Annotated in this window: 16 protein-coding genes and 1 pseudogene; 11 read left to right on the top strand and 6 right to left on the bottom strand. The window is 32.7% G+C overall.

Annotated elements, in window-relative coordinates:
• Positions 1-437: 437 nt before the first annotated feature.
• The gene (locus BLP58_RS10230) at positions 438-980 is read right to left on the bottom strand and encodes a hypothetical protein (protein WP_013851347.1); all 543 of its coding nucleotides are present in this window, start codon (positions 978-980) and stop codon (positions 438-440) included.
• A gap of 153 nt (positions 981-1,133) precedes the next feature.
• On the opposite strand from BLP58_RS10230, the gene lepB reads away from it, so the two are divergent.
• Both lepB and BLP58_RS11980 read left to right on the top strand, forming a co-directional pair.
• Entirely contained in the window at positions 1,134-1,790 is a 657-nt protein-coding gene (lepB, locus tag BLP58_RS10225; protein WP_013851348.1) for a signal peptidase I, read from the top strand.
• A complete protein-coding gene (locus BLP58_RS11980) occupies positions 1,780-2,136 on the top strand; it encodes a hypothetical protein (protein ID WP_025084165.1) in 357 nt (118 codons plus the stop codon). The genes lepB and BLP58_RS11980 overlap by 11 nt, the downstream gene beginning before the upstream one ends.
• A 237-nt stretch (positions 2,137-2,373) precedes the next feature.
• On the opposite strand, the gene BLP58_RS10215 is transcribed toward BLP58_RS11980, so the two are convergent.
• Positions 2,374-2,715 (bottom strand): HU family DNA-binding protein, encoded by a 342-nt coding sequence (locus BLP58_RS10215; RefSeq protein WP_013851350.1) that lies wholly within the window; start codon positions 2,713-2,715, stop codon positions 2,374-2,376.
• A gap of 263 nt (positions 2,716-2,978) precedes the next feature.
• On the opposite strand from BLP58_RS10215, the gene BLP58_RS10210 reads away from it, so the two are divergent.
• The 6 genes from BLP58_RS10210 to BLP58_RS10185 all read left to right on the top strand — a co-directional run bounded on the left by BLP58_RS10210 (position 2,979) and on the right by BLP58_RS10185 (position 6,063).
• Positions 2,979-3,278, top strand: a complete 300-nt coding sequence (locus BLP58_RS10210; protein WP_013851351.1) for a hypothetical protein — start codon at positions 2,979-2,981, stop codon at positions 3,276-3,278.
• 2 nt (positions 3,279-3,280) lie between these two features.
• A complete protein-coding gene (locus BLP58_RS10205; protein WP_013851352.1) occupies positions 3,281-3,823 on the top strand; it encodes a hypothetical protein in 543 nt (180 codons plus the stop codon).
• A complete protein-coding gene (locus BLP58_RS10200) occupies positions 3,792-4,271 on the top strand; it encodes a hypothetical protein (protein ID WP_013851353.1) in 480 nt (159 codons plus the stop codon). Before BLP58_RS10205 ends, BLP58_RS10200 begins: the two co-directional genes overlap by 32 nt.
• 14 nt (positions 4,272-4,285) lie before the next feature.
• Entirely contained in the window at positions 4,286-5,272 is a 987-nt protein-coding gene (locus BLP58_RS10195; RefSeq protein WP_013851354.1) for a DNA/RNA non-specific endonuclease, read from the top strand.
• A 156-nt stretch (positions 5,273-5,428) separates the two neighbouring features.
• Positions 5,429-5,668 (top strand): AbrB family transcriptional regulator, encoded by a 240-nt coding sequence (locus BLP58_RS10190; RefSeq protein ID WP_013851355.1) that lies wholly within the window; start codon positions 5,429-5,431, stop codon positions 5,666-5,668.
• Positions 5,665-6,063 (top strand): type II toxin-antitoxin system death-on-curing family toxin, encoded by a 399-nt coding sequence (locus tag BLP58_RS10185; RefSeq protein WP_013851356.1) that lies wholly within the window; start codon positions 5,665-5,667, stop codon positions 6,061-6,063. Before BLP58_RS10190 ends, BLP58_RS10185 begins: the two co-directional genes overlap by 4 nt.
• A 355-nt stretch (positions 6,064-6,418) precedes the next feature.
• On the opposite strand, the gene BLP58_RS10180 is transcribed toward BLP58_RS10185, so the two are convergent.
• Positions 6,419-7,807, bottom strand: a complete 1,389-nt coding sequence (locus BLP58_RS10180) for a MucBP domain-containing protein (RefSeq protein WP_013851357.1) — start codon at positions 7,805-7,807, stop codon at positions 6,419-6,421.
• A gap of 139 nt (positions 7,808-7,946) precedes the next feature.
• Positions 7,947-8,480, bottom strand: a complete 534-nt coding sequence (ssb, locus tag BLP58_RS10175) for a single-stranded DNA-binding protein (protein WP_013851358.1) — start codon at positions 8,478-8,480, stop codon at positions 7,947-7,949.
• A 131-nt stretch (positions 8,481-8,611) separates the two neighbouring features.
• Between ssb and BLP58_RS10170 the strand changes: the two genes are divergently transcribed.
• The 3 genes from BLP58_RS10170 (at position 8,612) to BLP58_RS10160 (ending at position 11,339) form a co-directional block, all read left to right on the top strand.
• Complete coding sequence (locus tag BLP58_RS10170) at positions 8,612-9,037, top strand: hypothetical protein (RefSeq protein WP_013851359.1); 426 nt, start codon at positions 8,612-8,614, stop codon at positions 9,035-9,037.
• A gap of 134 nt (positions 9,038-9,171) precedes the next feature.
• The gene (locus tag BLP58_RS10165; protein WP_013851360.1) at positions 9,172-10,950 is read left to right on the top strand and encodes a hypothetical protein; all 1,779 of its coding nucleotides are present in this window, start codon (positions 9,172-9,174) and stop codon (positions 10,948-10,950) included.
• A gap of 173 nt (positions 10,951-11,123) precedes the next feature.
• Entirely contained in the window at positions 11,124-11,339 is a 216-nt protein-coding gene (locus tag BLP58_RS10160; protein WP_013851361.1) for a hypothetical protein, read from the top strand.
• A gap of 329 nt (positions 11,340-11,668) precedes the next feature.
• On the opposite strand, the gene BLP58_RS10155 is transcribed toward BLP58_RS10160, so the two are convergent.
• Positions 11,669-12,082, bottom strand: coding sequence for a hypothetical protein (locus BLP58_RS10155; protein WP_013851362.1), 414 nt, complete (start codon positions 12,080-12,082; stop codon positions 11,669-11,671).
• A gap of 72 nt (positions 12,083-12,154) precedes the next feature.
• A pseudogene (locus BLP58_RS10150) lies at positions 12,155-12,243 on the bottom strand (IS200/IS605 family transposase); the annotation flags it as partial.

Genomic DNA, 12,243 nt, shown 5'->3' with positions numbered 1-12,243 from the left:
AAATATAAATAAAATATAAATAAAATATAAAAATAATATTAATTAAAGATGCAAAAAATATATTCAATATTTAAAATGAAACAGGTTGCTCAGTAAATGGAGAATGTGTTTAGATTTATCGCTTGTTTTTCTGATAAATTACTAAAATTGCCCAAATTATAATAGCAGCAAAACTCAATAAATCTTTTTGACAGCTAAGCCGAGTAAGTAAATCTTCGAAGCAAATAATAAAAATTGATAAAAGAATTGATCCTCCAATGAATATTTTTAAGAAATCTAGGAAATAGTGACGAATAAATTGATTTTTAGTCGTTTTGGTGTTGTTCGGATTATGAAAGACATCTGATAAGACAACTGAAAATATTGCTGATAGTACAAAAAGTACTACATAGTAATACCAATGAAATATGATGAAGCTGATCATGCAATTTACCTTATTAGAAAAACATGTAATATGCGAAGGCAACTAGAGAAGCAGTAACTAAAGCAATAATTAAATATGTACTGGTTCGGTCAAAAATATGATTATTTTTTTTGCTTTTCAATTCCTTGCTAGGACTAGAAGAATCATGCTTTTCAAAATATCTAATACCTTTTTCACGATTAATAGGTTGTAAGCCACCTGATCTACGATGCTTATGATTCTTTTGTTTAGTTGTCTTTTCAGGCACTTGCTGTGATTGATACTTAGCATTGATTCTGTCTGCCTCTTCAGGTGACAGTACATGTATCGTTAAATAGTCAAGTGTCATGTTCATTTCATTATCCATAACTGATATTGATACGGTGTAAGTTCCAGTGTGACTGTAATCTACTTTGGAAGTATCTAGAATAAGATGTTGCTTATCTAGGTATATTTTGTTTCCTTGATAATCACTAGCATTAATATATGTTAATTGAAGTAAATCATAAGGATTGGGTAAATTTGTCTGATAAACATAAATATCCCTTGGATTTACTGATACTTTTGGCTCAAACATGTATTTTCCTCCCTAAAGTAACTAAAAAAATTTTAAGTGCTTTTAATTCCTTACTGTAAAAAGCTAAAAAAAGCCTAAATTTTGAAAAATACTTGCTTATCTAAAGACCAAGTAGACTAAAGACAACAAGAATGTAAAAGGAAGGATACAATTTTGAATAATGCAGCAATGAAGAAAGAAAAAACTAAAAGCTTTCTATGGAAAATTTGGACTTGGTTATGGCCAGTACTTTTGTCGGTAGGTATGGTGCTTATTGCACATCATTTTGTTTATTCGGTACATGTGTCAGGCCCTTCAATGGAACCTAATTTGTACAATGGAGAACCTATTTTTTGTTTTAAGAAATTCGTCCCAATACATAGAGGATCCGTAGTTTGTTTTGATGCATACGGTGTTGACCCTCAATGTAAGACACCGGAAAAGATATATGTTAAGCGAGTAATAGGGGCAGAAGGCGACACAGTCAGATCTCATAATGGACGACTTTATGTTAACGACAAATTGGTTAGCCAAAGTTATATTTCTTCAAGTCAAAGAAATAAGGAGAATACTGGCAACTGGAATTTAGCTTCATTGTCAGAAATGCATTTATGGCATTCTCATACAGACGAACAAAAAGTGCCTAAAGGTGCATATTTTGTTATGGGAGATAACCGAAAAGTCTCAAATGATAGCAGATATTTTGGCTTTGTACCAGAGGATCATGTTTTAGGGCCGGTAAAGGTTTTCAAGTTGAATACAAATGCAACTAGAAGGGACAATATTAATAAATTTTGGAAGCATTATTTTGAGGCAAATAATGACAACTAGCTTAGATCAAAGAATAAAAGTGCTAAACCGAAAAATAAACTTCAATATGAGAATAGCAACTTGGATAAATTTGACAATAGGGGTAATTACTATCGTAATAGCAATTTTTTCGATATCATATAGAGCATTCATGCTACCAGGTGTTGCTTCGTTAAGCCTAGGACTTTATTATGAATATCGAGAGCAAAGATTAAAACATGAAGCGTGGCAGCATTTAGATGTGTTAGTCATACTTTTAATAATTAATTTGTTTTGTGGAGCTATTGTTCCAGTCGTTTTTATTTTCTTTGCTATTACAGAAAGGCATCAAATTAACAAATTAAGTGGAAAATCATATATGAAATAAGCTTATTAATTTTATATAAAATACATAAATTAAATATATAAATAGCAAAAAACGGAGAAGATGCTAAAATATCTTCTCCATTTTTTGATATATTATTTAGATATTATTCAATTAAATAAATTAATTTATGCAGGTGAATATTAATTAAACTATTGACACCAAATAGAAATTTAAAACAAAAATTAATAATATTTTTTATATAAATAAATTAAGTTCTAAATATAAATTATATAAAAACTAATTAAGTTTATCTGCATGCTGTGCTAAACGAGTTTTTAATTTTCTTACAGCAGAGAACTTAACTTTCTGATAATCATGCTTTTTCTTTGACTTATTTCTTTGATTTTTTTCAAAATTTGATTGTTTACTTTTTACTACGTCAAATCGGCCAAAGTGTAGGACTACCACTGAATCACCTGAACTTAGGTGATCTGCTATCTGATCGAAGTAAGTAGAGATTATATTAGGAAGCTGATCCACAGACACGGTGGTTTGCTTTTCTCCCTTCATTTTCTTAACAAGTTCTTCTGAAATTTCACGCCCTGTGAATCTTCTATGACCATTAGTTATGTAGCTCATATTTATCCCTCTTATTTTTAATTCATTTTCTGTTTTTAGGTTACAATTTCAGAATTTCATTTTGGCTTTTGCAAATTAATCATTAATTTTAACAAAAACACTAAAATACTTAGAAGTAGAGCAAAAGCAAGGTGCTTTTATGATAATAACAAATAATATATGACACACATTTGATCACGGGTATCCTTATATATTAGGGAAAATTTACAATATAAATAATAAGTGCAATAATAAATGGCAGACAATATAGAAAGGACATTACTATGAATGAGTTTGAAGATATTGATTTTATGTTGAATTTAGTTAAGGAGAAACTGAGTAATATTGACAGCTATAATATGGCTTTAGCAACTATGGTTGGTACTTATTTTGCTCATAATCTTCCTAATGAAGATAAAAAGAAGGAGATAGTATTGACAGTTAATAATTGTCAGAAAGCCGCTGAAAGGCCGTTAAATCACCAGTTTGACATTTACTTTAGAAACCAGCTTTTGGGATTAGTCGATGATAAAGAAAGTAAGAATCAATTAATTAGGATTTTAAAGAAATCTTCAAGGTGGTAAATATGTTAGTTAATGAATTAAAGGAAGTTAAAACTTTCAAGGTTGAAAGAACCGTCCCTTTAAAAGTAATTTCTCAGTATACCAAGATCCCAATTGTAACATTACGAAAATGGATAGAGGATAACGAACGGTTAGATAAAGCACGATATACATCAATCCACAAAATGTATTTATTTAAACTTCAGTATGATTACTATTTAAATCATTTTTTAGATTCATCCATTTCCTTCGAAGCTATACTTAAAAAAGGGTTCATAATTGCCGATTCCGATAATGTTTTAAGGAGCGCTAAGCTTTTATTAGACGAAAAATACTTATCTAAAAGTAATTTTTCTTTGAAAAAAATTAGCGAGGAAACTGGCATTGACTATTCGTTGCTTAAACGGTATCAAAAAGATCCAATAAAGCTAGAGACGATAGCATGGACTAGAGTATATCGCTTAGCTAAGGCTAAAGAAGCTATTGATATGGTAGATGCGTTTTCTGATGCAATATTTAAAAGGATGCTTGATAATGATAATTACTGCGGAAGACACAGAACGTAAAAAGTTCATTCTGAACCAATTAGGAAAAGATTACGGTAAAAAGATTAACTGGAAAAATCAGTATGATAATATTTATTTTTTGCTTACTGATCTTGAAAAGCAGACAAATAAAGGACAGATTTCAATACCTATTATTGATTTTAGAAATTTACGTGTTTATCTAGCCAATCAGTTAGATTTTTATCCAAATTATCCATACGATAAACCTGAGCCAATGGCAGCAGGGCTTCATAGTGAAGAAGCAGCAGAGAATCATTTCTTTTTGCATCCCGAAACCTATGGGCGATTACCTAACTATGATATTGAATTATTTTATCGAGCTTTAACATCTGAGACGATTCTTTATCAAGAAAAAAGTAAGCAGATAGAAAAGCTAAAAGTTTTGCCTGAATTTCTCGCTTTTTTAAAAAACAGCAGTTTAAAGCATTTATCATGGGTTTTTGCTTAAAGAAGGTATAAGCGGTGAAAAAAGGTACAAACTTAAGAACTGTAAGTGTTATTGCTTTAGTGGCACTATCCTTATTAGGAGGTTGCTCACGAAACCGACAAACAACTAATTCTCAAGAAGGGTATGATTCAGAAGCTTTTCATAGTACTAAAAATCAAAAAAGTCAGCTTCAAAAGAGTACAACTGGTGTTACTAACTCAGACTATACTGATTTGGCTCAGCTAAATTTTAAAAGTGGTGGAAAATCTTATTGCTATGTAAATCATGATCGAGCCAAGCTTAATCCCTATGATTGGAAAACTAATCATGTAATTTATCAGCAACTTGATAACCTAAATCGCACTTCAGCATCTAATGTGGGATACTTAGAACGAAGGAATTTAGCTAATGGCTCATTGCGAGTTAGACAGTACATACAGCCTAGTGGCTGGCATTTTAATCACGGCAAGCAAATTTATAATCGTGGACATCTAATTGCTTACTCCGTTTCAGCGGGAATTAACCAGCAAGGTCAGTATTCTCCTAATGAACAATCAGGAGACCAGAACAATCCTAAGAACTTATTTACACAAACTGCATATACGAATCAAAAGATTCAAACGATTTATGAAAATAAAGTGCGGCAAGCACTGCAGCAAAATAAAAAAGTAATATATTCAGCTACCACAATTTTTAGAGGAACTGAACGAATGGCTCGTGGAATTGACTTGCAGGCAATTACTACTGACAAGACATTGAACTTTAATGTTTATATTTTTAACGTACAACCTGGCTATCAATTTAATTATCAAGATGGTCGAGCTAGAATTGATCATACTTTTAAAGTTGATGGGCTGTCTGATTATGATAGCAATGACTGGAATAAAAATTATAATTCTACTTTCAAACGTCATTTAATAAGGAGTAGAAGGTATCTGAAGAATCATTATTGGGATGATTATCAGCATTATCAACAAAAGAGACAACATCTGCAGCGATATGCAATAACTAAAAAACGCTAACGAAAAAGCATTAGGGGGGAAATCTAATGTCTTTAAGTAAAAACTAAAAAGGGTGTCACATTTACTATCAATGCCATTAAGTTGAGCTATTGACATTTTTGTTATAACACTGTAATATTTAGTTATAACAAATTAACGATGAAATAGGTGATTAAAGTGTTACAAGATACAACTAAAGTTTTTAAAGCTGGAAACTCATTAAGTCTACGCTTGACCAAGCGAGATTTAGCTAAATTTCATGTAGAAGATGGAACAGTTCTTGAAAAAGAATATGATCCTAATGGTAAGAAAATTACATTCAAAATAGCTGATTCAATTAATCCAGATTTGGATAATTTTATTGATAAATTTTATGAGGAAAATAAAGAATTAACACGAGAGTTAGAGAATAAATGATCTATTTAACCAAGACAGATTTAATCCATTTGAATCAACGTTTACTTGAAAAAGCTGGTAAAGGTATTATAGGTGTGCAGTATCCAGAAGGGTTAGACATTGTTGTTCAGCAGTCGCAACAAATATTGTTTGGACGTGAATTATATCCAACATTATGGTTAAAAGCTGCGTTTATCTTACAAAAAATTACTAAGAAGCATATTTTTGCTGATGGAAATAAACGAACATCCTATTATGCAGCTGCATTTTTTCTGCAAGAAAATGGATATCATTTAAAAGCTGATAAAGATGATGCTTTAAAGTTTATTTTATATATCACTAATAGTGAAGATTCAGAAGATAATATGCGTTTTGCTGCAGATTGGTTAAAGGTACATTCCGTCAAGACTAAGTGATGATATTAATAATTTCAGATTTTAAAATTAAAGCGATAGGTCGCTCTTTTTTTCTGCTTTAGCGCTTAGTTTAGAAAATTTTTAGCTCAATTTAAACATAAATTTGGCTCTATAATTTTTTCTGTTGATGACTTATTAAGGCTCTTTGTCAAATCCTGTTGATAGAGAGTAAATGAATGGAATCAAGCGGCCATTAAAAGTCTGTTTGATGAGCTTGAAGCTCAAGAGTTAAGATCGTTATACACTCAGACATTTTTTAGAATTGAAAAAAGGCCAGCCAAGATTGACTCTTGGTTAGCCTTTTTCGTTAGTATAGCCACAAGAAAAAATTACAATAATTATTACTAGTAATAGATTAAGCTTTATGCTTACGTGATGCTAAGAAGCCTAAGCCTAATGCTGACAGAGCAGAAGTAAAGCCCATGATAAGCCAGTTAGCTGGCTTGTTACCTGTTTGTGGTAAAGCACCAGTACTGCCTGAGCCTGAGTTTGATCCTACAGAACCGTTATTGGCATTACCATTGTTGGTTGAGCCATTAGAGTTTTGAGCATTGCCACCGTTAGAATTTTGGGCATTACCGTTGTTAGAGTTTTGGCTTTGCGAATTTTGACCATTGGCATTGCCATTACTATTTTGGTTTTGACCGCCGGCTACAGCTTTAGCGCCGTTCTTAGTGTAAACTACATTAATTGTAGTATCCTTGGTTAAGTATTCATCTAAGCCACTAGCAAGCTTAGCATTACCATTAAGTGATTCAGGAGTTGATAACCAGAGATATTGGCCATTAATGTTAGCAAGCTTCTTATCCTTAAGCGTATAGCCCTTAATTGTTGGAGCAGCTACGTCTTGCAACTTGTAAGCTGGGTCAACTAAGTTAGAACGATTTCCATTAACTTCAAGTACGATGTAACCTTGAACTTTAGCTCTTCTGATCTTTTGAATTGCACTGTTAGATAAATCCTTTTGAGCAGTTACAGGTGAAAGATTAGAGTATGCAGTAGTCTTATCTGGGCTAATTACACGATAGCGGTATGGATATACGTGACCGATATGACGCTTCTTAACTAAGATTTCACGATTAATAGTTTCAACCTTAGATGGAGCAAGCTTCTTACCGTTTTCGTCAACAAAGTTGATAGTACGGGTGATTGGGCCTGAAGCTACAACATCATAGCCTCTAACGCCTTCAGTCCAAGTTGGATATGACCGCTTATATGTAACATCAATTACCTTGTTTCTGCCGGCCTTAGCAGTTTCGGCAGGAATATAAGATTCAGATGCTCTGTAATACTTCAAAACTGGAACCGTGTATTCTGCAAAAGTGTGTCCAGCCTTGGCAGTTTGGGTGATACGTCTAATTGTGCCATCAGGTTCATGTAGACGAATAGTACGTACTACATCAACATCTCCAATTTTACGGATCTTAATTGGGGTACGGTCTTTGTTCAAAATGTAATCAATTGTAGTTGCACCATTTGAAACGGCAACATAGCCAGTTGGCAAGGTAATGGTTACGTGATCACCATAATGTCCTTCAAGGTGTGAGGTTTGTCCTAAAACGTTACCATTAACATCAATCAGATTTACAGTACCTGAGAAAACTTCTGCTTTACTTGCAGTAGTAGATAAACGTTGTGTAGTTACAGTGTTATCAGCGTGTGCTGCAGGAGCAGGCTTAACACTTGCTCCTAAAACACTAATTAATGTAACAGCGCATAATGAAACGATAATTTTTTTATGCATTCGTATATGCCTTTCTTTCTTACAAAAATTTGTTTACAGTTTTGAGTTTATAAGAGGTCGCATAGCAACGGCTCTTTTGCAAAGTTAAGCTAAATTTTAAAAAGGGCTTAATTAGTTAAGTCCTTAAATCGTAAAAAATTTAGAATGGCAAATCGTCATCACTAATGTCAATGCTATCAGTTCCACTAAATGGATCTGATGAAGCAGAGGTATTATTTGAATTGGAAGCATTAGTATTGGTAGTCTGATTATTAGCAGGGTTATTTTGCTTAGTTGGCGTTGAGGCAGTGGTCTGATTATTATTTGAATCAGAGCCAGTATTTTGGTTATTGCTTCCTGAACTAGAATCATTGCGATTGCTGCCTAAAAAGGCAAATTGATCTACTACAACTTCAGTAACATAAACTTTTTGTCCATCTTTATTATCATAAGTACGGGTCTGTAGACGCCCATCTATGCCAATGAGTTGTCCCTTATCAACGTATTTGACAAAATTCTCAGCGCTTTTTCGCCAAAGAACTAATGAAATAAAATCAGCTTGCCTTACTCCTTGTGAGTTTGCATATTGACGATCAACAGCTAGAGTACATTGTGCGACAGCAATTCCCGAAGAGGTATGTCGTAGAATTGGCTTTTTGGTTGGTCTGCCAGTTAAGATTACACGATTAATCATTTTCTTGCTCCTTTCGCTAGAAAAATAATAGCAGTAAGCAAGAACAAAGTAATATTTGCAAAAAAGGGTGGGAAAATACTATTTTCTAAATATAATTAGAATTTCCTAAAATTAAATAGTAAGGAAAGCAGGTGGGTAAATTGATTACTGGCAGAAAAGGCTCTCATAGCAATACAGCAACTAATGATATTATTTTTGATAAAGATAAAAGAGCGATGATTACGTCATTGGATAAGCGTCATGAAGCACTTATGCGTGATAATTCAATTCTTAAATCAGTTACAAACTTAGTACAGGGGCAGATCAATCAAGACAGCGTAACAACTGTAAATAAGCACAGTAGCAATGTAACTAGTACTGCTACTAAGAACTATACTTATACTCAAGTAAAGCCCAAAGTAGAAGAGCAAGATAATACTTCTTCTTTGAATTTAAAACACAAGATTAAAGATAATCCCAGCATGTCTTTGGATAAAAAAGATGCTGCAGTACCACAATTGCCTAATATTGGGCAGGGACAGAGGACAATTTCATATCATAGTTTTCATTTTAGTTAACAGTTAAACGCAGGTTAATTTTAAGCATCATCGGGATGCTTATTTTTTTGCAATTAAGTAAGAATTAGCAAAACGGTAAAAAATCGTAAAAATCATAAACTGATTATTGATACTCAAAGAAGGTGAAAAAATATATGATTAAAAATAAGAAATTGAAGTCAATGATTCATCGTTTTCGCAGTAAAAGTAATGAATCTAAGACTAAAACCATATTTTATAACCACGATGCAGATACTAGCCAAATGTCAGCTACCTATGAAGACCTTAAGAAATATGGTGTAAATCATGAGCTTAATCGTATTAGGAGAATCTCAATACAGCAAAAATTAAATAAGTATCAGCATCCCTCTTCAAATCATCGTCTGCTTAAAGGCTATCGAGATACGGGAGAATGGCTTAACTGGATTGGAATAGTGGCAGATATTAGCATGCCAACAACTAGTTCATTAGACGGCAAAATTTTAATTGATAAGTTTTGCTACGAGAATTCTTTGCATCAAGTTAAATTGCTTGATTATCACGTCTGGTTAAAAACCAATGAAATACGTTATTTGCTTAATGCCGATAAACAAACAATTGGAGTAGGTGATACGATTCGAGGTATCAGTAAAGTTACTAAATACTCAAGCAAAGGCTTATCAAATAAATATGGTTTAGGTGCTACCCTACTAAAAGGAGCGGGTATTTATGTATCAATTCCTACTAAGAGGACATTAGCTCAATCTACTGCTAATCAATTAGTCACTGATTATGATAGGCAAGATGATTGGGTTGTTAAATTAAGTAATGCAGGTGTCCCTAAACAAACTTTAAGAGACTATCATCGAGAAAAAGATATTAATGTCTTTATTGCTAAGAATAGGGGGCACGTTAGCGCCAGATTTCAACCTTCTCGTTATAGTCATTATTTTGAAAGGCTAGAAGCAGTACCTCCAAAGATACTGCAGCATGAAAAAGAACAGCATAGCTTGCCAAAGCAATATTATGGAATTGTAGATAACTTTAAGGTTTATCAAAAGAAAGATAGTTGCCATAGCGTAATACATTTCTCGTATATTGTTGATGATATTAAACGGATTATTACAGGCAGCAAATGGTTTGAGTACGATGGCGAAATTTTAAAATTAGGTAGCCTTAGACCTAAAGACGTAATCGGCTTTAAAGACAATAGAGACTTAATCAAAAGTTCAGGGACTTTAGAGCCATTAACGAATGTAGAACTGTTAACCCAACATCAGAATGATCCAATGCCTGATAATCAAAGTTTAGTGGCTGGTTGGGTAATTAAAAATTTTGGTAAGCAAAAAAATGTTTTAAATCAAAATGATTTAGTTAATAAATATGAGCGGTGGCTCAAAACTGAAACGGGAGAAGATATTAGAACTCCTTTTAATATTGGATTTTCTATTGATGAAATTGCTGAAAAAACTACAGTTACTGCTCATCAAATTCAAAAATTCTTGGATCAGCATTCAGTACAGCCAATTTTTTCTGAAGGTAACAAGGACTACTATGCAAAACAAGATATGGATTTAACCGTTAAACACTTTAAGCAGGTTCATAACAAAGCAAAGGCAGTTTTACAAGTTGTTCGTAAAACTAAGGCAAACTATTTAGTTGATAAAAATAAAAAGCAAGAAGAGGTGAAGAAAATGACGAATAAAGATAATTCAGTAATAAATACTGATACAAGCAAAGCTAAAACTACTAAGGCTTCCAATAATGACCATGTAATAAGGATTATTACTTCACGTGGTAGATTTACCACATTGCAGTTTAAAACCCTACAGGAAGCATATATTGTGCTTCAACAAGCTCTACAATCTGGATACTTGAATTATTTCATAAAAGCTAAAGATGAAGCAGGTAGTGATTGTCTAATATCAGTTAAAAACATTATAAGTATGAGTTAAAAAAACGTGACCAGCCTAAAGCTGATCACGTTTTTACATCCGTAACACGATGTGATGTATTTTAATGCAAACACTAAGTTTTCTCGGATTCCGCTCCGAGTATTAGCCTATTTGACTAATCATTAGCAATTATACCTAATTAGTGAGCGTAATAACGAAAGGTAAATAGTAAATTGAATCAGCGAGAAGAATATCGAAAGTATAAGAAAAGAATAGCTAATGCCAAATATTATCAGAAAACAGTTGGCACTAATCAGGGATTGAAAAATGAACGCAATAAAAGGAAAAGCAAGGCCAAAAACTTTATCTTAAAGGAAGCAAATTATGATGAATTAAAAATGCTGGAGCGAGCAATAAAGATGCGGCTTAGTACTATGCATTCTAACTGATCTACAAGTGTGCATTGTAGCCAAACTACACAGAATTTAGGGTCAAAATATTATAAGCTAAATTATAAAATGTATTGATCCTAAAGAAAATGCCAGTAGCTTAACATAAGGGTTATTGGTATTTTTGATTTACAAAATCATTTTTTATGTGCTGGGATTAGTCCAAAATCTTAATGTCAAACTACACAAAATTTAGGCCTAAAGATTAAAAAAAAGAATAATTGTCAGAAAAATGGTAATAATCATCATATTCCTATCGCTATGTTCCGTATCTTCTAGCATTTCTTGTTTTGTCATAATGAAGCCTTCCTAAATAATATTTGAATTTGCTACTGAATATTTCCAAAGTCAAAAACTAACTTAATATCATGCATGTGCAGTTGCGTATTGTAAAAAATTTCATTAATCTTGCAGATTTTAGAATATTTTTTAGTAATTTGATTATGAACAATGACTAGTGGCTGAGCATCCAGCTGAATTTCAAACATAGCATTTTGCCATTCCTTAATACAACAGTCTTTAGCCTGTGTTTCATAAGACAACTTATTATGTGTTAACTCCCAAAGCATTCGTTCCAAGACTTTTACCGGACGATTAGGCAGATCCTTCTGAGCTAAGTAAATAGCATACTTTTTAGCATAATTATTGATAATTTCAGATTGAACAGTGTGCAGTGTATTAGATTCAACAGGTTCACCATCTAAGTTTAATCTGGTGTTGCCTAATTCAATAATATTACTCAATGACGTACTTAATTTAGTATTTCCTTTTTTAGCAGTATTTTTTAATGAAATTCGCCCGGAAATCCCCGTATTTTAATGCGGGGATGGATAGGGCTCGCCGTCTTTAACGGCATTGTAGATTTGATCGTTGATGTACTTTTCTACTACTTCTTTAGACATAT

Origin of the sequence: Lactobacillus kefiranofaciens (assembly GCF_900103655.1) — a bacterium.
Lineage (GTDB): Bacteria > Bacillota > Bacilli > Lactobacillales > Lactobacillaceae > Lactobacillus > Lactobacillus kefiranofaciens.
The sequence above is the reverse complement of the archived record's forward strand: the minus strand, read 5'-3'. Positions and strand labels throughout refer to the sequence as shown.

Coding starts and splice junctions, on each gene's coding strand:
- BLP58_RS10230 (WP_013851347.1), bottom strand. CDS start 980: ATGTTTGAGCCAAAAGTATCAGTAAATCCAAGGGATATTTATGTTTAT.
- BLP58_RS11980 (WP_025084165.1), top strand. CDS start 1,780: ATGACAACTAGCTTAGATCAAAGAATAAAAGTGCTAAACCGAAAAATA.
- BLP58_RS10215 (WP_013851350.1), bottom strand. CDS start 2,715: ATGAGCTACATAACTAATGGTCATAGAAGATTCACAGGGCGTGAAATT.
- BLP58_RS10210 (WP_013851351.1), top strand. CDS start 2,979: ATGAATGAGTTTGAAGATATTGATTTTATGTTGAATTTAGTTAAGGAG.
- BLP58_RS10205 (WP_013851352.1), top strand. CDS start 3,281: ATGTTAGTTAATGAATTAAAGGAAGTTAAAACTTTCAAGGTTGAAAGA.
- BLP58_RS10200 (WP_013851353.1), top strand. CDS start 3,792: ATGATAATTACTGCGGAAGACACAGAACGTAAAAAGTTCATTCTGAAC.
- BLP58_RS10185 (WP_013851356.1), top strand. CDS start 5,665: ATGATCTATTTAACCAAGACAGATTTAATCCATTTGAATCAACGTTTA.
- BLP58_RS10180 (WP_013851357.1), bottom strand. CDS start 7,807: ATGCATAAAAAAATTATCGTTTCATTATGCGCTGTTACATTAATTAGT.
- ssb (WP_013851358.1), bottom strand. CDS start 8,480: ATGATTAATCGTGTAATCTTAACTGGCAGACCAACCAAAAAGCCAATT.
- BLP58_RS10165 (WP_013851360.1), top strand. CDS start 9,172: ATGATTAAAAATAAGAAATTGAAGTCAATGATTCATCGTTTTCGCAGT.